The sequence below is a fragment of the Eubacterium sp. CAG:161 genome, assembly GCF_000432355.1.
GTDB classification, from domain to species: domain Bacteria; phylum Bacillota; class Clostridia; order Lachnospirales; family Lachnospiraceae; genus Eubacterium_G; species Eubacterium_G segne.
The window spans coordinates 237995-256838 of record NZ_HF991872.1 but is presented as its reverse complement, the minus strand read 5'-3'; the positions used below and the strand labels follow the sequence as shown (position 1 = coordinate 256838).

The following is an 18844-nucleotide window of genomic DNA, read 5'->3' as shown; positions in this document are numbered from 1 at the left end:
AGAACGCTGATGCAGCCACAATAAAAAAAGCATATAGAACTCTGGCAAAAAAGTATCACCCTGATGCAAATCCGGGAAATGAAGAGGCAGCTGCAAAGTTCAAGGAAGCATCAGAAGCATATGCGGTGTTATCTGATGATGAAAAGAGAAAGCAGTACGACCAGTTTGGTCATGCGGCTTTTGATGGCAGTGGCGGAGCAGGTGGCTTTGACTTTAACAATATGGATTTCGGTGATATTTTCGGTGGATTCGGTGATATCTTTGGTGATATTTTCGGAGGTGGAAGCCGTGGACGTTCAAGAAGCAATAACGGTCCAATGCGTGGAGCCGATGTGAGATGTGGTATCCGAATTACTTTTGAAGAGGCTGTATTTGGATGCAAGAAGGAAGTTACAATTAATTACAAGGAAATATGTAAAACCTGTAACGGAACAGGTGCAAAGCCTGGAACTTCTCCTGAAAAGTGTCCTAAATGTAATGGTCAGGGTCAGTATGTTTCACGTCAGCAGACTATGTTTGGTATGATGCAAAGTACTCAGGTATGTCCTGATTGTCGCGGAACAGGTAAAATTATCAAGGAAAAATGTCCTGATTGCTATGGCAATGGATATAAACAGACGAAGAAGAAAGTTACTATTGATATTCCTGCAGGTATTGATGATATGCAGAGAATCCGTAAAACAGGTGAAGGGGAACCGGGTACAAACGGTGGCCCAAGAGGTGATTTGTTAGTTGATGTTCGTGTATCTCCAAGTGCAAACTTTGAGCGTGATGGTATGAATTTGTATAACAATACCCGTATATCATATGCACAGGCAGCATTAGGTGGAGATATTCGTGTCAAAACCATAGATGGTGATGTTAAATTTAACATTAAGCCGGGTACACAAACAGGAACACGTATCAGACTTAAGGGAAAGGGCGTTTGCAATGTACACAATCAGAATACAAAGGGAGACCAGTATTCAACTCTTGTGGTTGACGTTCCTACTCACTTAAATTCAGAACAAAAAGAGCTTCTTAAGAAATTTGATGAAATCTCAGGCAATACACTTCATGAGTTTGACGATGCAAAACCGGGAGGAACTGAGAAGAAGAGAAAGAAGAAATTCTTTTAAAAATAGAGAAATTCAAATTTGCTGAAAATTAAATCTGAAAGAATAGAGGCAGTTAGAATGAACAATTTGTTTAAACTAACTGCCTTTATTTTATTTAAAAATGTATATTATTTAAAGTCATATTTTGTTTATCGCTTGTTAAGTGGTACATATGCCGTAGGTTTTGCCACGTTCTTGTAAGCCGGACGGATAATCTTTCCGGCATTAATGATTTCTTCAATACGGTGTGCACTCCAACCTGCCATTCTGGCGGCGGCAAACATTGGGGTATATAATTCATCAGGTAAACCTAACATCGAATATACAAATCCACTGTAGAAATCTACGTTGGCACTAACACTTTTCTTTCTGTTGTGAGCCTTTGAAATAACCTCAGGGGCAAGACGTTCAACATTTTCATAAAGATGATACTCGTCCATAAGATTCTTTTCTTCGGCAAGTTTTTTTGTGAAACTCTTCAAAAGTTTGGCTCTTGGGTCTGATATGGCATAAACAGCATGACCAATACCATATATTAATCCTGACTGGTCAAAGAGACGTTTATCTAAGATACCCTTAAGATAATTTTTAACCTCATCATCGTCGTTCCAGTCATTAACAGTTTCTTTCATGTTATCAAACATTTTCTTAACCTTAACATTAGCACCACCGTGTCTTGGACCCTTTAAGGAACAAAGAGAGGCGGCAATTGCTGAGTATGTATCTGTTCCTGATGAAGATACAACATGGTTAGTAAAGGTTGAGTTATTACCACCGCCATGTTCTGCATGAAGAACAAGTGCCAAATCCAAAATTTTAGCTTCCAAATTGGTATAGGAGCTGTCGGGTCTTAAAAGTCTTAAGATATTTTCAGCTGTTGATAGCTTAGGGTCAGGATTTATAATGTGAAGATTATCATGATAGTGATAATGCCTCATTGACTGATATCCATATACTGAAATAAGAGGAACTCTTGCTATAAGACTTAAACTCTGACGTAAAACGTTTGGAATGGAAGTATCATCAGGGTTATCGTCCCATGAATACAGGGACAATACACATCGTGCCAAAAGATTCATCATATCCTTGCTTGTAGCCTTCATAACAATGTCTCTTACAAAGGATGAAGGAAGATTACAAAATGAAGCAAGAACATTATTGAAATTTTCAAGGCGTTTTGCATTAGGTAGTTCGCCAAATAATAACAGGTAAGTTACTTCCTCAAATCCGAATCTGTCCTCAGCAATAAATCCATTAACAATATCTTCTATATTCATTCCACGGTAGAACAGCTGTCCCTCGCATGGAACCGTAACACCGTCAACCACCTCAAATGAATGAACATCACCTATTTCAGTAAGACCGGTAAGAACACCTTTTCCACCTTTTTCACGTAAACCTCTTTTAACGTTATATACATCATAGAGACTTGGATCTATGCAGGAATTGTTTACGCAACGGTCAGCGTACCTTTCAATTTGTGCCGTAAGCTTATCTTCAGTCTCAAATGAATTTTCATTTAATAGCAATATATTTTCCCTCCTTTTTTTAAAATTAAAATTAAGTAATTGTCATAAAAAAACACAATATGACAATCTATTTTAACATAAAAATAGAATAAACTCAACTTAAGGAAAAACAATAAGACACTTCCTCAATACCGGGTTTTGTGATACAATAAACCCAAATGGCTAATAGCATATTTATTATATTTACCATAGAGGTTTGATATGGACATATTTGATTATGCAAGAAATATAAATAGTGAAAAAGAGTCACCCTTAGCCAGCAGGCTGCGTCCGAAAACACTAGAGCAGGTTGTAGGACAGGAGCATATTATAGGCGAGGGAAAACTTCTATATAGAGCAATAAAGGCAGATAAAATCAGTTCGGTTATTTTTTATGGCCCTCCGGGAACAGGGAAAACAACTCTTGCCAAGGTTATTGCTAATACTACCAGTGCTGAATTTAAACAGTTAAATGCTACAGTGGCAGGAAAAAAGGACATGGAAGAGGTAGTGGAAACTGCCAAACAGAACATGGCAATGAGTGGCAAAAAGACTATTTTGTTTATAGATGAGATTCATAGATTTAACAAGGGACAGCAGGACTATCTTTTACCTTTCGTGGAGGATGGAACAATAATCCTTATAGGAGCTACTACTGAAAATCCTTATTTTGAGGTAAATTCAGCTTTAATATCCCGTTCAATTATATTTGAATTAAAACCTTTGTCCACGGAAAATATTGAAAAGTTAATATATAGAGCCGTTGAAGATAAAGAAAATGGAATGGGAATTTACAACGGAGTTATTGATAAAGATGCAGCACGGTTTTTGGCGGAAATATCTAACGGTGATGCAAGAACAGCACTAAATGCAGTTGAATTAGGTATCCTTACCACTGATAAAAGCCAAGATGGAAAGATACATATAACACTAGATGTGGCAGAGCAGTGTATACAAAAAAGAGCATTAAGATATGACAAGTCAGGGGACAACCATTATGATACAATATCTGCATTTATAAAAAGCATGCGTGGCTCAGACCCGGATGCGGCAGTGTATTATTTAGCCAGAATGCTGTATGCAGGAGAAAGCGTTGACTTCATAGCGAGAAGAATAATGATTTGTGCAGCAGAGGATGTGGGAATGGCAAATCCACAGGCATTAGTTGTAGCCACGGCGGCAGCACAGTCGGTACATCAGGTGGGAATGCCGGAGGCACAGATTATTTTGTCAGAAGCGGTAATATATGTTGCTTCTTCACCGAAGAGCAATTCAGCCTACAATGCCATATTTAAGGCAATGGATACAGTGAAAAATACAGTAACCAGTAAGGTGCCGGTGCATTTAATGGACGCACATTATAAAGGTTCAGCGGCACTGGGACATGGTATAGGATATAAATATGCACACGATTATCCTAACCATTATGTTAATCAGCAGTATCTTCCGGATGAACTGGTAGGTTCAAAGTTTTACAATCCGGGAGATTTAGGATATGAAGCAGAAGTTAAAGAATATTTTAAAAAGATAAGAGGTATTGATTAATTGAAGGCATTAATAGATAAACTGGCATCAGGAAATGCGGTGTATGAAACACCGGATGCGGAAATATCTGAAAATAGAATAGCAGTGGAATTAGAGCAGGGGGAAAGCACATACGGAGAGATTGCCATTAATGGTAAGCACGGAATGAGCGTTAAAGGTATTGTTTTTTCCACTGACAATCACATTGAATTTGAGAACAACCAGTTTAATGGGATTAACAATAAGGTTAAATATGTTGTATCCTCTAAAAATATGTATGAGGGACAGGTAATAAGCGGAACCATTAGTGTAATAACCACTGCTGGGGACTATGCCATTCCTTTTGGCATAACAGTGAAAAAGCAGGTTATAACATCTTCCATAGGTGAAATCACAGCTCTTACGGACTTTGTGAAACTTGTAAGAGTGAGCTATGATGAGGCACTTTTGCTGTTTTTATCAAAGGAATTTAAAACATATTTCCTTAAAAAAGATGACCATGCCCTTACTTTGTATAATCAGGTAATGAGAAATACTAACAGAAACATTGCTCTTGAGGAATTTTTAGTAGGAATGAAACTAAAGGACAAAGTGAAAATAAGTATTTCTAATACCATAAAAGAGTATACGGATATAAAAGAAAACTATGGCGATGTGTTAAATATTTCAAGAAGCGGCTGGGGCTACGTGGACATAGACGTGGAAGTTCAGGGAGACTTCTTCTATGGCTGTAAGGACAAAATTTCCGGAGATGAATTTAACGGAAAAATTGCTGAATATCAGTATCTCATTAATGCAGGAAGACTTCACGGAGGAAGTAATTGCGGAAGAATTATTTTAAGAAGCTCTAACGAAAAACTGGTGTATGATGTGGTTATTGTAAATCAGAAAGACAGTATTGATGAGTACCTTAAAAACAAAAAAAGTACCATCAATATGGTAAAAAACTATCTGGATTTCCGTACCGGGGTTATAGATGGTAAAAAATGGAAAAGTAATCTTTTAAATCTTGCTGAGGAAAGATTAATAGCTAATAAAAATGACATTGTTGGAGTTTTGGCAAAGGCTCAGGTGGGAATAACTAATAATGATGACGAAATGGCATTAGAATATTTAAACAGGGCATCTAATCTTGTTTCCATTAAAGATGAAAAGTCTGTAATTTATTATTGCTATTATTTATATTTAAAATCTATATATAAAAATGATGCTTCCTACACATATGAAGTTAAGGAAGAAATAAAAGGTTATTTTGAAGGCGGATACGACAAATGGCAGCTTTTATGGATGCTGTTTTACATGGATGACAGGTATGATGAAAATCCAAGCCTTAAATATACATTAGTAAAGAGAATGTTTAATAACGGCTGTCACAGCCCTATTATGTATTATGAGGCAGCAAAGGTTATTAATGAGCAGCCGGAACTTTTTAGAATGCTTAACAAATTTGAAATCCAGATTTTAAATTTTGCCGGCAAGCATCATATGGTTGGAATAGAGTTGGCAAAACAGGCAGCAGATATTATTGGCAGGGAAAGGGAATTTAACGAAAACTACATTAATATCTTAAGCAGGTTATATGAGGAAACTGAAAGTACAGATGTACTTTACTGTATTTGTGGTGCAATTATTAATGGAAACAGAGCTAACAAGGAATACTCTAAGTGGATAAGTGAAGGTGTAAAAAAAGAATTAAAAATCACTAATCTTTACGAGTATTATATATACACAATAGATGTGGATAATTACAATATGCTGGAAAAATCAGCATATAAGTATTTTTCATATGGCACTGATACTTTAATGTATAACAGAGATTATTTTTACGCAAATCTTGTAACTAATTTCAGTGACACAGATGAAATTTATACTAAATGCTACAATGATTTGGAAAAATATGTAACAGAAGAGCTTATGAAGGGCAATAACAACCGTCATTTAAGAGTTATATACAACAGAATTTTAAATGATGATTTTATTGTGGGAAACTTAGGTGATAATATGGCTAAGGTTCTCCATACTTATTGTATCAGGGTTAATAACAGGAAAATAAAGCATGTTATTGTAAATCATAAAGAAATAAAAGATTTCCAGACAGTGTCCTTTATAGACGGAATGGCGTATGTTCAGTTATATACAGATAATCCGGTTATTGTATTTATGGACAAAAGGGGAAGAATTATTTCAGATGTGGAATATGAAATCTCAAAAATGGAAATAACGGCACCGGTTTCAAAGGTGGGAAGCAATCTTTTAACAGAATTATGTGACATTGAAAAAATCATGAGAAATCCTGCAGACAATCCGGGAAAGCTTATTGAATTAAAGGCAATGGTGGGTGCACCGGGACTTACTGAGGAATTTAGGCAAAGACTGATTGAGTTTATTGTGGATTATTATTATAAGGGCTACGATAAAGGAGATTTGGATATTTATCTTCTTCAAATTGATATGGCTTCACTGGATGTTAAATCACGAAATAAAGTAATGGAAGTTATGATTGAAAAGAACTTTATGGAAATGATTTATCCGTATATGGCAAAGTATGGTTATAAGGGAATAAGCAATTCCCTGTTAGAAAAGGTATGCATAGAGTTAGTGGCAAATCCTGAATGTGACCCAAATGACTATGTGGAAGAAATGTGTGCCAGTGCATTTAGAAACGGATGCAGGGATGAGGGAGTATTAAGGTTCCTTGGAAAATACTATGAGGCAGGAAGTCTTGAACTTTACCAGTTGTACCTTGCCATTAAAGCAAAAGGCATAAAGGATAATACAATAGCTGAACGTCTCTTGGTGCAGTATATTTTTGAAGGAAATACAGAAAACAAAATATATGATATTTATATGTCTTATTTAGAAGAAGCAACATCTACAGTTATAAGAAAGGCATTTTACACATATGTGACATACAACTACTTTATTAAGAAGGTGCAATGTCCGGATGTGGTGTGGGAAATTCTTGAGCAGGAATATGACAACGGATTAAACACACCGGTTATATGTAGTATTGCTTTTGTGGAGGCTATGTCTAAAAAAACAAGCCTCACTGAAAGACAGATTAAGATTCTTCAGTCACTAATAGAAACATTGGCAAAGAATAATATTAATTTTGAGTTTTATAAGAAGTTTAATAAGTGGTTTAAGATACCATTTAATCTTGTGGACAAAACCATAATTGATTTTAGAACAAATCCAAAACACAGGGTAGATATTACCTATAGCATAAAGACTCCTGAGGGACGTACAAAGAAAGTTACGGAAGAAATGGGAAGCATTTATCAGGGAATATTTACTAAGGAAATAATTATGTTTTATGGTGAAGAAATTGACTACAGCATTAAGGAGTATTCAGATGAAGACCCTGATGGAAAGGTAGTGGATAATTATTCCGTAAGAATAACAGAAAAAAATATTTACAACGATGAGTCACGTTTTGGAATGATAAATGGAATGATGATTTGCAGGGCTTTAGGAAGAGAGGATGCGGCAAGGGAGATAATGCAGTCATATGCTCTTTGTAAGGAAGCAGGCAAAGAAATCTTTAAGCTTTTATAAATTACATCGGAAATTAAGCTGGTACTAGGAGGACAAGGCTTTGGGAAAAGGAATGATTTTAGGAATAGATTTTTCTATGGACTATGCACAGATAGCATATTTGGATAATGATGGAAATCCCCAGTCCGTAAGTGTGGGAACAGAGGATAATTATATGATTCCCGCCGTTGTATGCTACAACAGTGAATTGAATGAATGGTCAGCAGGCGATGAGGCAGTTAATAAAGGAAGACTTGAAAAAAGCGAAGTTTACAAAAATCTTCCGGAAATATTCAACGAAGACAGTGAAAATGATGCTGATGAGGCAAAAAAAGCAGTTTCCACATTTATGTCATATCTAATTAAATTAGCGGTTAATTACAGCAACGGACGTTTAATAAAAAATATTCTTGTAACTGTAAATCAGGTAAATCCTCAGGTTATAAAGGGACTGCTGGAGGTATTTACTGAGTTGGGATACAATGAAAAAGACATAAAGGTAATAAGTCACTCAGAAAGCTTTGTATACTATGTTTTAAATCAGAATAAGGATATATGGATAAATAATGTTTTGTTTTTGCAGCTGGATAAACATGAGTTTTCATGTAGAAGATTAAATGTTATAAAAGGAAGACAGCCTCATGTGGCAGATGTAAGAATGACGGATTTAAGCAATTTATTCACTATGGATTTAGTTACAAGAGAGCCTCTTGGAGCTGATGAAATGCTTTCTGAATTTTTGGAGGAACAGCTTAAAAAACATGTTGTGTCAGGAGTTTTTCTTTCAGGAGAAGGATTTTATGTAGACGGATGGCAGAAAACCTTATCTGTTTTGTGCAGAAACAGAAGGGTTTTTAAAGGTAGTAACCTTATAGTAAAAGGGGCAGCCTATGGCGCAAGAGAATTTTTCTATGTACCGGTTCTTGATAAATATCTTATTTCCTGTAAGGGACGTACGAGAGTTAAAATTGTTATGGCTGTTAAATATAAGGAACATGATAGTTACATTACCCTTTCAAACATTGGAGAGTATTGGCACCAGGCAAAATCAAAGGCTGAGTGTATAATGGAAAAACCTACGGAGGCTTCCTTTGAAATTCAGGACATTATGAATCATGCCAATGAAAGTTTCAAAATTGATTTAAAGGATTTTCCTAAGAGACCGCCAAATACCACAAGACTTGAAATAAATTTCAGATATCTTTCTGAAAATTCCTTTGAAATAGAAATAAAGGATTTAGGATTTGGAGAATTCTTTAAATCCTCAGGAATGTCAGTTAAAAAAGAAATTACTTTATAGAACTTTTAAGAGGAGACGTCATGAATTATATTACTTTGTGTACGATACATACAGAGAAACCATACTATATTAAGGAAGTCAACAAAAACATATATTCAATTGAGGAGTTAAGTTATTATTTGTACAATTATCTGTATTTAATAGATGATACCTTTTTCAGTGATACATTAATTGATTATATTGAAAATGAACTAAAGCAGACAACCATTGCTTCCGGGTTAAAGCAGATAATAGCAAAGAAAGGCGAACTGGGAGAAAAAATTGCCTTTGTTATTAAAAATTCCGGATATTATTCTGAAAGAGAAGCAGAAAAACTGGAAAATCATTTAGTTGCCCTTTGTTCAAAAACAACAGCTGAACGAATAAAGGCGAAGGCGGACATACTTATGGATACAGACAAATATAACATGGCAATTAACTACTATAACAGTATTCTTAACAAGGCTATAAACACAGAACTTCCGGAAAGATTTTACGGAGATGTTTACAACAATTTAGGTGTAGCATATGCAAGATTGTTTGAATATGAACATGGAGCAGCAGCCTTTAGATGTGCATACAGGTTAAATAAGTCCAACGAGTCCTTAGAGTCGGTTTTGCTATGTGATTTGTTAAGTGATAATGAAAAGAGACTTAACATAGATAAGGAAAAATATAAGGTAAGCGATACGGTTATTAACAGACTTAGGGCAGAACTTATAAAGAGAAAAGTGCATATACAGTCAGAGTGGAAAAAAGAAAATGAGGATATGTTTGTAACTCAGTGCAGAAAAGAATATATTGTGGAAATAAACAGTTAATTTGCTGATATTAGATGTTGACAAACATAAATAAAATATTTATCATTGACTATATGTTTAAATGCGTTGAGGAAAAGGAGTAGCAGATAACCCCTTATAGAGAAAGAGGGATGGTGGAAGCCTCTTAGGAAGGTATTTGTGAAGGTAGTTTCTAAGCAGCCGTGGTAAAAAATGGATTATCCAATTAGCCGCAGACGTTTCATCCCCGTTACAGGATAAGATAAGTGATAAAGAAAGGTGGTACCGCGATATATTCGCCCTTTGTGTGCTACCGGTTACTATACAAAAGAAAAGAGTGGCATGGCTGCTCTTTTTCTTTTCATAATCTTACAGAATAGGAGAAAACAATGAAGGAATTTGAAAAGAATTACAATCCCGCAGAGATTGAAGACAGACTTTATGAAAAGTGGCAGGAAAAGAAATATTTCCATGCAGAAGTAGACAGAAGCAGAAAACCGTTTACTATTGTTATGCCGCCTCCAAATATTACAGGACAGCTTCATATGGGACATGCCCTTGATAATACAATGCAGGATATTTTGATTAGATTTAAGAGAATGCAGGGCTATGAAGCCTTATGGCTTCCGGGAACTGATCATGCATCAATTGCCACAGAAGCTAAGATTGTAGAAAAAATGCGTGAAGAAGGCATTACCAAGGAAGATATTGGGAGAGACGCATTCTTAGACAGAGCATGGGCGTGGAAAAAGCAGTACGGCGGACGTATTGTTTCACAGCTTAAAAAGATTGGTTCATCCTGTGACTGGGACAGAGAAAGATTTACCATGGATGAAGGCTGTTCAAAGGCGGTAAAGGAAGTTTTTGTTAATTTATATAACAAAAAGCAGATTTACAAGGGTGAAAGAATTATTAACTGGTGCCCTCATTGCCTTACATCTATTTCAGATGCAGAGGTAGAATATGAAGACCAGGCAGGTAAATTCTGGCACTTAAGATATCCTTTAACAGATGGTTCAGGATATATCCAGCTGGCTACAACAAGACCTGAAACATTACTTGGTGATACAGCAGTAGCAGTAAACTCAAATGATGACAGATATAAACATTTAATAGGAAAGATGCTTACACTTCCTTTAGTTGGAAGAGAAATCCCTATTATTGCCGATGACTATGTAGGTATTGACTTTGGTACCGGTGTAGTTAAAATTACACCTGCCCATGATCCTAACGATTTTGAAGTTGGACTTCGTCACAACTTACCTGTTATTAATGTTTTAACAGACGATGCTAAGATTGTTGATGATTATCCTAAGTACGCAGGTATGGACAGATATGAAGCAAGAAAGGCAATTGTAGAAGATTTAGACAAGGAAGGATATCTGGTTAAGGTTGAAGACCATGAACATAATGTAGGTACATGTTACAGATGTCATACAACTATTGAACCAAGAGTTTCAAAGCAGTGGTTTGTAAAGATGGATGAGCTGGCAAAGCCTGCAATAGAAGCTGTTAAAAAAGGTGACACTAAGTTTGTACCGGGATATTTTGATAAAACATATTTCCATTGGCTTGAAAATATCCGTGACTGGTGTATTTCACGTCAGTTATGGTGGGGACACCAGATTCCTGCATTTTACTGTGATGACTGTGGTGAAATGGTTGTAACAAAGGAAGACCATGCAGTATGTCCTAAGTGTGGTAAGGAAATGAGACAGGATCCGGATACTCTTGATACATGGTTCTCATCAGCATTATGGCCATTTAGTACGCTGGGCTGGCCTGATAAAACAGAAGAAATGGATTACTTCTATCCTACTAATACATTAGTAACAGGATATGATATTATACCTTTCTGGGTAATGAGAATGATGTTCTCAGGACTTGAACATACAGGAGAGGTACCTTTTGATACAGTTTTGATACACGGACTTGTTAGAGATTCACAGGGACGTAAAATGTCAAAATCTTTAGGAAACGGTATTGACCCATTGGAGGTTATTGATAAATATGGTGCTGACGCATTAAGATTTACCCTTATTACGGGAAATGCACCTGGTAACGACATGAGATTCTATTGGGAAAGAGTAGAGGCATCAAGAAACTTTGCCAATAAGGTTTGGAATGCTTCAAGATTTATCCAGATGAATCTTCCTAAAGAAAATATTGATTTAGGTAAGAAACCTGAAAACTTAACTGATGCAGATAAGTGGATTTTATCAAAAGTTAACACTTTGGCAAAAGATGTGACAGAAAATCTTGATAAATTTGAACTTGGTATAGCAGCTGACAAAATTTACAACTTTATTTGGGAAGAATTTTGTGACTGGTATATTGAAATGGTTAAGCCTAGATTGTACAATGATAATGATGATACAAAACAGGCTGCATTATGGACACTTAAGAAAGTATTAATTGACTCATTAAAACTTTTACATCCATATATGCCATTTATTACAGAGGAAATATTCTGTAATATTCAGGATGATGAAGAGTCCATTATGATTTCATCATGGCCTGAGTATTCAGAAGAAAACACATTTGAAAAAGAAGAAGCATCAGTTGAAACTATTAAGGAAGCTGTACGTTCTATCAGAAATATACGTTCAGAGATGAATGTTGCACCAAGCAAGAAGGCAAAAGTATTTGTTGTATCTGATGATGCAACTGTACGTGAAATCTTTGAAAAGGGAAATGTATTCTTTGCTACCTTAGGATATGCCAGTGAGGTTATTATTCAAAGTGATAAGGAAGGCATTGAGGATGACGCTGTATCAGTAGTTATTCCAAAGGCTACTATTTACATGCCATTTGCCGAACTTGTTGACATTGCAAAGGAAATTGAGAGACTTCATAAGGAAGTTGAACGCCTTAACAAGGAACTTGCAAGAGTAAACGGAATGCTTTCAAATCCTAACTTTGTAAGTAAGGCTCCTGAAAAGAAAATAAATGAGGAGAAGGAAAAGAAGGCTAAATATGAACAGATGATGGAACAGGTTAAGGGACAGCTTTCCCATTTAGAAAAATAAGGAGAAGGATATGATTAATTTTGAAGAAGAAATCAAAAAATTTCATCCAAGCCTTGAAATAGAAGAGGCAGAAAACGCCATCTATAACAACAATATATCAGATATTACTGATGTTATGATACAGATGGTTGAGGAACTAAAGGGCGAGAACAAATAAGCAAAGGATGGATTTAACAGATGATATGCTATAATTGTGGAAATGTCCTTACTAACAGTGATTATTGCAGTCACTGTGGTATGGATGTAAGCGTCTACAAGAGAATTGTGCGTTTGTCCAACACATATTACAACGTGGGTCTTACAAAGGCAAGAAACAGAGATTTAGCCGGAGCAGCAGATACCTTAAGACGTTGTGTTAAGTTAAACAAACGTAATATTGATGCCAGAAATCTTTTAGGACTTGTGTATTTTGAAATGGGAGAGACAGTTCAGGCATTTTCCGAATGGGTTATGAGCACCAACATTCAGCCGGATAACAACCCGGCAGACCGATATCTTGTAGCTATACAGCAGGAAAAGGGAAAAGTAGATGAGTTGAATCATACTATAAAGAAGTTCAATGTAGCTCTTAATTATGCCAAGAGCGGAACTGACGACATGGCTATAATTCAGCTTAAGAAAGTCCTTAATCAGAATCCTAATCTGATAAAGGCCTATCAGCTTTTAGCTTTACTTTACACCAAAAACGGTCAGTACGAGAGAGCAAAGAGAACAATAAAGAAGTCTCTTAAAATTGACAAGTGCAATCCTTTAAGTATCCGTTATTTAAGAGAAATTAACGAGTATATGGAGGATGAAAAGAAAAATGATCCTGACAGGAGAATGGAGCGAAGACGAAGCTTAAGAGGTGTAATGGTTGACAGACCTTACTTAAGTGGAAATGATGTTATTGTTCCACAAAACAATTTTAAAGAGGCTATTAGCAGTGCCCAAAGTATTTTACACATAATAATAGGTGTCTTGCTTGGCGCAGCATTGGTTTACTTTATTGTTACTCCGGCAAGAATTGCAGGCATTTCTGATAAAGTAAATGACACAAAGGTTGAATATAATCAAAAGATTGCTATAAAAAATTCTACAATTTCCGAATTGCAGGATCAGGTGGATACAATAAAGAAGGAAAGGGACAAGCTTAAAACGAGTCTTGCCCAGTATACTGGCACGGGAAATACTTTAAGCACAAACTACAGTAATCTTTTAGAGGCAGTACAGTATTACTTAGCAAAGGATTACGACAATAGTGCAAAGTCATTAGAAAAGGTTGATGGCAAAATGAAGATGGAATCAGCTTCATTTACATCGGTGTACAAGTCATTAAGTGATCAGTTGTCATCAAGAGTGGAAAATTCAGCTTTTGATGCAGGTATGAGCGCCTACGAAAGTGCAGATTACGAAACAGCAATAACACAGTTTACAAAGTGTATTGAGGCAAATAAAAACAACGTTAAAGCGATTTATTACTTAGCCTATGCCTATAACAGGCAGGGAGATACAACTAACTCCAATAAGTATTTCAAGAAAATCGTTGATGATTTTGGAGATTCAGAATACGCAGATAGAGCAAGAAATATGTTATCAGACAATGGCGGCGATGACGGCAACAATGGTGATAACGGAGACAATGGCGGTAATAACGGAGACGGCGGAAGTTCAGAATAAAATATAAAAATACTAAAGAAGAGAACCTTAAAAGGGTTCTCTTTTTGTAGCAAAAGCCCGGCAAGCAATATCGTGCTCGCACGAAATATTATTTGCCGGGCGTAAGAACATCGAAAAGCTATGCTTTGAGATGTCCGCTAGCTAAAATCGGGTAGGAGTCAGCCTACTCGATTGGTTATGGTAAAACAGGTATTGAGCCATGTTTATAAAAATTTAAGGGGGATTACAATGGAAGTTTTATATGAAGTAAGGGGAAGAAATCTGTTGATTTATTTACCGGAAGAATTAGACCATCATAATGCAAAAATCATAACAGAGCAGTCGGACTGGTATATTATTTCAAACAAAATTCAAAACATTATTTTTAATTTTAAAAGAACAAAATTTATGGACAGTTCAGGAATCGGGGTTATTATGGGACGGTATAAGTTAGTTAAAAACCGGGGCGGTAAAGTTACTGTTACTAATATTAATAATTCTATTGACAGAATATTAACTATTTCAGGTTTGTACAAAATTGTTGAAAAAACAATAACACCGGATTTATCCAGATATTAGGAGGAAAGTATGGAGAATAATATGAGCATTACGTTTGATGCCAAGTCACAAAATGAAAGTCTGGCAAGAATGGTGGTGGCTGCCTTTCTCACGGAGGTTGACCCTACAATCGAAGAAATAAATGACATAAAAACTGCTGTTTCAGAGGCAGTTACTAATGCAATAATTCACGGATACGGGGAAAAAACGGGAACTGTATACATGAAGTGCAACATGCTTACAAATAAAATAAAGAAAAATGATAGTACATACGAAACAGATACAACCATAAAAATTGAAATAAAAGATGAAGGTGTTGGAATTGAAAACATAGAAAAAGCAAGAGAGCCGTTGTTTACAACTAAACCGGAGTTAGAACGCTCCGGAATGGGATTTATGTTTATGGAAATGTTTATGGATGAACTGATTGTAGAGTCAGAAAAAGGTCGTGGTACTAAGGTTTCCATGACAAAGAGATTAACAAAGCAGGAAAAAATCTGATAATGGATGTATTATCGTTAATAGAAATGGCTCATAAGGGAGATAAAGCAGCAAGGGACAAGGTACTTTTAGAAAACAGTGGTCTTATCTGGAGCATTGTCAGGAGATTTTTAAACAGAGGCTATGAAAGTGAGGATTTATTTCAAATAGGCTGTATAGGAATGCTTAAGGCAATTGACAGGTTTGATGTTAATTTTAAAGTGGCATTTTCCACCTATGCAGTGCCACTGATAGCAGGAGAAATCAGACGCTTTTTAAGAGATGATGGCATTATTAAAATAAGCAGAACCATAAAAGAAAATCAATTGAAAATTTATTTAGAAACGGAAAAATTCAGAAAAGATAATAACAGGGAACCTACGGTGGAGGAATTGTCTAAAGTATGTGATTTAACCTGTGAGGAAATAATAACTGCATTAGATGCATCAAGAGAAGTGGAATCTATTTATAAGGAAATCGATACCGGGGATAATAAAAAGCAGACAATATTGGAAAAAATAGAGGATGAAAGCAGTCATGAGATAATGGTTATTAACCGCATAATGGTAAAACAGCTGTTAGAGACCCTAGAAGATACAGACAGAAAAATAATTATTTTAAGATATTTTCAAAATAAAACCCAGTCGGAAATTGCAAATATAGTGGGAATGACTCAGGTTCAGGTGTCAAGAACTGAAAAGAAAATTTTAGAAAAATTAAAAAAACAAATTGGATAAATTAGAATAATATAGTGTTCATTGGATATAATGTATGTCATAAACAATTATAGAAAGGATTTGACAGGTATGAAAATCTTTAAAGTTATAATTATTATGGCTGCCATCATAATGGCTACAGGAATTGGTGTTTATTTGTGCTCTCAGGCGAAGGAAACAGAAAAAACTGAAACGGCAGTTATGATTTAGAGGTGGGCATGAGTGATACATTATATATAAAGTTAGATCAGTGCGTGGAAGTAACTCACGAAGATGTAACTATTGGCGATGTGGCAAAATTAGAATGTAAGAACATGTCAGTGGTAAACAGGTTAAAGCCCATTAAGCTTTTAACTGATCATTCCAATGGCAAAAAAAGATATATTGTTTCTATAATGAAAATTTTTGAAATAGTGGATGAAACCTTTGAAAATGTTGATGTACAAAGTGTTGGTGAAACAGACTGCATTATTGAATTTAAAAAGGCATATGCAGGGAAAAAATATCTGGAAATTATTAAGGTTATTTTAATATGTGTACTTTTGTTTTTCGGAGCAGGTTTTTCCATAATGTCATTTAACAATGACGTTTCAGTGGAAGGAATGTTTGAAAAAATCTGCAAGTTAGTGGCGGGAGACAAAAATACCGGAAAATCATTAATGGAATTATGCTATTCTGTGGGATTGGGGGTAGGAATCCTTGTATTTTATAACCATTTTGGGCTAAAGAGGTTGTCAAAGGATCCAACGCCTATTGAGGTTGAAATGCGAAAATATGAAACCGATGTTAATCAGGCTTTAATTGAGGGGCATAACAGACAGGATGGAAAGTTGGATGTAAAATGACGTGGTGGAAATATATAATTTTGGGACTAACAGCATTTGGAGGAGGCAGTGTAATTTCAGCAGCGGTATTTGCCCTTATTGCCTCCACCGGTGTTATAACCAGAATGGCAGGGAAAACCCATACCGGAAAACATGTTACTAAATATGAGACAGCAGTTGTGGCAGGAGGTACATTGTGGAATATATTCTGGGTATTTTCCGTAAAACTTCATATGCCGGTAACGGTATCGGCAGTGCTACAACCCATAATAGGACTGTCTCAGGGAATCTTTGTAGGATGTCTTGCAATATCTTTAGCTGAGGCATTAAATGCCACGGCAATTTTTGCCAGAAGAGTGAAACTGAGAATAGGTCTTAGTTATATTATCTTAGCTGTGGCAGTGGGAAAAGTAACGGCGGCAATAATTCAGTTCACTAACGGATGGGTTAAAAAATAGCATTAATGAAAGCATAAAGGGGAAAGTAATGGAAAGCGAAGAAAGAAAACAAAAATATAATGAATATGTTGAGCGGATAACTCCTGACAATAAGTTGTTTACCGATGTGTTTAATGCATTCTGGATAGGGGGAATTATTTGCCTTATGGGGCAGATATGGGTGGCAATATTTACTTACTTTGGAATGAACAAAGAGGATGCCGCAGCCTGGACTACACTGGTGCTTATTTTAGAAAGTGTTATTTTAACAGGTCTTAATATTTATCCGAAAATAGCCAAAAAAGGGGGAGCCGGATGTCTGGTTCCCATAACAGGTTTTGCCAATGGAGTGGTGGCACCGGCAATTGAATTTAAGGCAGAAGGGCAGATATTTGGTGTTGGAGCAAAAATATTTACCATTGCAGGGCCGGTTATTTTGTATGGAATATTTTCCAGCTGGATTGTGGGAGTCATATACATGATACTTCAGGCGGCAGGAATATTATAGAAGAGTATGGAAAAAATAGTGAAGAAGAAATACCTTTGGGATTGGGATTTGAATTGGCAATGAATGATAAGGCAATGGAAAGTTTCTCGAAAATGCCTGAAGGTATCCTCCCTTTTTATTGAAAGCATATGAAAAAAGATATATAATAATTATGTTCGGGCACATAAAACGGTATGCCTTAAATTAAAAAATATGCTTTACAATACAGGGAGGGTACCTTGGATAAAAGGAAAAAAACAGCAGTTACAATTGTCATGACATGCATTTTAATTTTGATTATGGCACTGGTAATAATGTATAGAATAAAAGAAAACAACAGCAAAGATTACACAAAGTATGAGAATCAAAACACTAAGGAAACATCTACCATACAAAGCAGTAAAATAGGATTGCAGCGAAAAGATATCGAAAAAATATGGAATGACAGTGCGTTGGAGGGAAATAGGCAGGAAAAGGAATTTTACAGATTTGAATTTCCCATGTACAGAGGTGAAAGTGTAGAAGAGGTATTTAGCCTGTATTTCAGATTTTATGTATCATGCGAAGATGGAGAGTATTATTTAGACCCACGAATAATATTTGGTGGATTTTATAATGTTTCCGATATAAAAGATGACAAAATTTCAAAGGAATTTACCATTTTATCAGACAAAGAAAGCCTTAAGTTTAATATATTTAAGGATGAAAAGAAAAGTGCTGATGATGGGAATACATATAATGCAATGGCGTTTTCCACAGAGAACATTGACGAATTTGAAAAAATAGTCAAAAGTAAAAACGTAAATATAAAAATAACCCTTGATAACAGGAAGTTTGTGTTTGATTTGGGCAAAGATGAAAAGAAAAAGTTACATAGTCTGATTTCAGATTATAAGAAATTAGAAGAAAAGGTATGTGATGATAAACAGTAGTTTTTGACATGGAAATACA

General features: G+C 35.7%; 16 protein-coding genes and 1 other annotated feature. Of the genes, 15 read left to right on the top strand and 1 reads right to left on the bottom strand.

Features of this window, described 5'->3' with window-relative positions; genetic code table 11:
• Positions 1-1118, top strand: a 1118-nt coding sequence (gene dnaJ / locus Q5O30_RS09000; RefSeq protein ID WP_302674669.1) for a molecular chaperone DnaJ, incomplete at its 5' end; no start/stop codon positions are given.
• 128 nt (positions 1119-1246) lie between these two features.
• Here dnaJ and Q5O30_RS08995 read toward each other — a convergent pair.
• Positions 1247-2626: a citrate/2-methylcitrate synthase gene (locus Q5O30_RS08995; RefSeq protein WP_021953422.1), complete on the bottom strand. Its 1380-nt coding sequence runs from the start codon at positions 2624-2626 to the stop codon at positions 1247-1249.
• 201 nt (positions 2627-2827) lie between these two features.
• Here Q5O30_RS08995 and Q5O30_RS08990 point away from each other — a divergent pair, with 201 nt between their 5' ends.
• The 14 genes from Q5O30_RS08990 to Q5O30_RS08925 all read left to right on the top strand — a co-directional run bounded on the left by Q5O30_RS08990 (position 2828) and on the right by Q5O30_RS08925 (position 18825).
• The gene (locus tag Q5O30_RS08990) at positions 2828-4150 is read left to right on the top strand and encodes a replication-associated recombination protein A (RefSeq protein WP_021953421.1); all 1323 of its coding nucleotides are present in this window, start codon (positions 2828-2830) and stop codon (positions 4148-4150) included.
• Entirely contained in the window at positions 4151-7687 is a 3537-nt protein-coding gene (locus tag Q5O30_RS08985; RefSeq protein WP_021953420.1) for a DUF5717 family protein, read from the top strand.
• 40 nt (positions 7688-7727) lie between these two features.
• On the top strand, positions 7728-8966 hold the full coding sequence (locus Q5O30_RS08980) for a DUF5716 family protein (protein WP_021953419.1): 1239 nt from the start codon (positions 7728-7730) through the stop codon (positions 8964-8966).
• A gap of 20 nt (positions 8967-8986) precedes the next feature.
• Positions 8987-9766 (top strand): tetratricopeptide repeat protein, encoded by a 780-nt coding sequence (locus tag Q5O30_RS08975; RefSeq protein WP_021953418.1) that lies wholly within the window; start codon positions 8987-8989, stop codon positions 9764-9766.
• A 57-nt stretch (positions 9767-9823) separates the two neighbouring features.
• Positions 9824-10031, top strand: a binding site (T-box leader).
• 82 nt (positions 10032-10113) lie between these two features.
• Positions 10114-12753, top strand: a complete 2640-nt coding sequence (locus Q5O30_RS08970; protein WP_021953417.1) for a valine--tRNA ligase — start codon at positions 10114-10116, stop codon at positions 12751-12753.
• Between the two features lie 10 nt (positions 12754-12763).
• Positions 12764-12910 carry a hypothetical protein gene (locus tag Q5O30_RS08965; RefSeq protein ID WP_021953416.1) on the top strand — a complete coding sequence of 49 codons (147 nt, stop codon included), beginning with the start codon at positions 12764-12766 and terminating at the stop codon, positions 12908-12910.
• A gap of 20 nt (positions 12911-12930) precedes the next feature.
• Positions 12931-14412: a tetratricopeptide repeat protein gene (locus Q5O30_RS08960; protein WP_021953415.1), complete on the top strand. Its 1482-nt coding sequence runs from the start codon at positions 12931-12933 to the stop codon at positions 14410-14412.
• A 228-nt stretch (positions 14413-14640) separates the two neighbouring features.
• On the top strand, positions 14641-14970 hold the full coding sequence (locus tag Q5O30_RS08955; RefSeq protein WP_021953414.1) for an anti-sigma factor antagonist: 330 nt from the start codon (positions 14641-14643) through the stop codon (positions 14968-14970).
• Between the two features lie 9 nt (positions 14971-14979).
• Positions 14980-15450 (top strand): anti-sigma F factor, encoded by a 471-nt coding sequence (gene spoIIAB / locus Q5O30_RS08950; RefSeq protein WP_021953413.1) that lies wholly within the window; start codon positions 14980-14982, stop codon positions 15448-15450.
• A 2-nt stretch (positions 15451-15452) separates the two neighbouring features.
• The gene (locus Q5O30_RS08945; protein WP_021953412.1) at positions 15453-16166 is read left to right on the top strand and encodes a SigB/SigF/SigG family RNA polymerase sigma factor; all 714 of its coding nucleotides are present in this window, start codon (positions 15453-15455) and stop codon (positions 16164-16166) included.
• 197 nt (positions 16167-16363) lie between these two features.
• Positions 16364-16990, top strand: coding sequence for a stage V sporulation protein AA (locus tag Q5O30_RS08940; protein ID WP_021953410.1), 627 nt, complete (start codon positions 16364-16366; stop codon positions 16988-16990).
• A complete protein-coding gene (locus Q5O30_RS08935; RefSeq protein WP_021953409.1) occupies positions 16987-17427 on the top strand; it encodes a stage V sporulation protein AB in 441 nt (146 codons plus the stop codon). The genes Q5O30_RS08940 and Q5O30_RS08935 overlap by 4 nt, the downstream gene beginning before the upstream one ends.
• A gap of 28 nt (positions 17428-17455) precedes the next feature.
• Positions 17456-17914 (top strand): SpoVA/SpoVAEb family sporulation membrane protein, encoded by a 459-nt coding sequence (locus tag Q5O30_RS08930; protein WP_021953408.1) that lies wholly within the window; start codon positions 17456-17458, stop codon positions 17912-17914.
• Between the two features lie 218 nt (positions 17915-18132).
• Positions 18133-18825: a hypothetical protein gene (locus tag Q5O30_RS08925; protein ID WP_021953407.1), complete on the top strand. Its 693-nt coding sequence runs from the start codon at positions 18133-18135 to the stop codon at positions 18823-18825.
• Positions 18826-18844: the final 19 nt, after the last annotated feature.

Excerpts from the sequence above, each read along its gene's own strand:
- Q5O30_RS08990 (WP_021953421.1), top strand. The coding sequence starts at position 2,828 with ATGGACATATTTGATTATGCAAGAAATATAAATAGTGAAAAAGAGTCA.
- Q5O30_RS08975 (WP_021953418.1), top strand. The coding sequence starts at position 8,987 with ATGAATTATATTACTTTGTGTACGATACATACAGAGAAACCATACTAT.
- Q5O30_RS08970 (WP_021953417.1), top strand. The coding sequence starts at position 10,114 with ATGAAGGAATTTGAAAAGAATTACAATCCCGCAGAGATTGAAGACAGA.
- Q5O30_RS08965 (WP_021953416.1), top strand. The coding sequence starts at position 12,764 with ATGATTAATTTTGAAGAAGAAATCAAAAAATTTCATCCAAGCCTTGAA.
- Q5O30_RS08960 (WP_021953415.1), top strand. The coding sequence starts at position 12,931 with ATGATATGCTATAATTGTGGAAATGTCCTTACTAACAGTGATTATTGC.
- Q5O30_RS08955 (WP_021953414.1), top strand. The coding sequence starts at position 14,641 with ATGGAAGTTTTATATGAAGTAAGGGGAAGAAATCTGTTGATTTATTTA.
- spoIIAB (WP_021953413.1), top strand. The coding sequence starts at position 14,980 with ATGGAGAATAATATGAGCATTACGTTTGATGCCAAGTCACAAAATGAA.
- Q5O30_RS08945 (WP_021953412.1), top strand. The coding sequence starts at position 15,453 with ATGGATGTATTATCGTTAATAGAAATGGCTCATAAGGGAGATAAAGCA.
- Q5O30_RS08940 (WP_021953410.1), top strand. The coding sequence starts at position 16,364 with ATGAGTGATACATTATATATAAAGTTAGATCAGTGCGTGGAAGTAACT.
- Q5O30_RS08935 (WP_021953409.1), top strand. The coding sequence starts at position 16,987 with ATGACGTGGTGGAAATATATAATTTTGGGACTAACAGCATTTGGAGGA.
- Q5O30_RS08930 (WP_021953408.1), top strand. The coding sequence starts at position 17,456 with ATGGAAAGCGAAGAAAGAAAACAAAAATATAATGAATATGTTGAGCGG.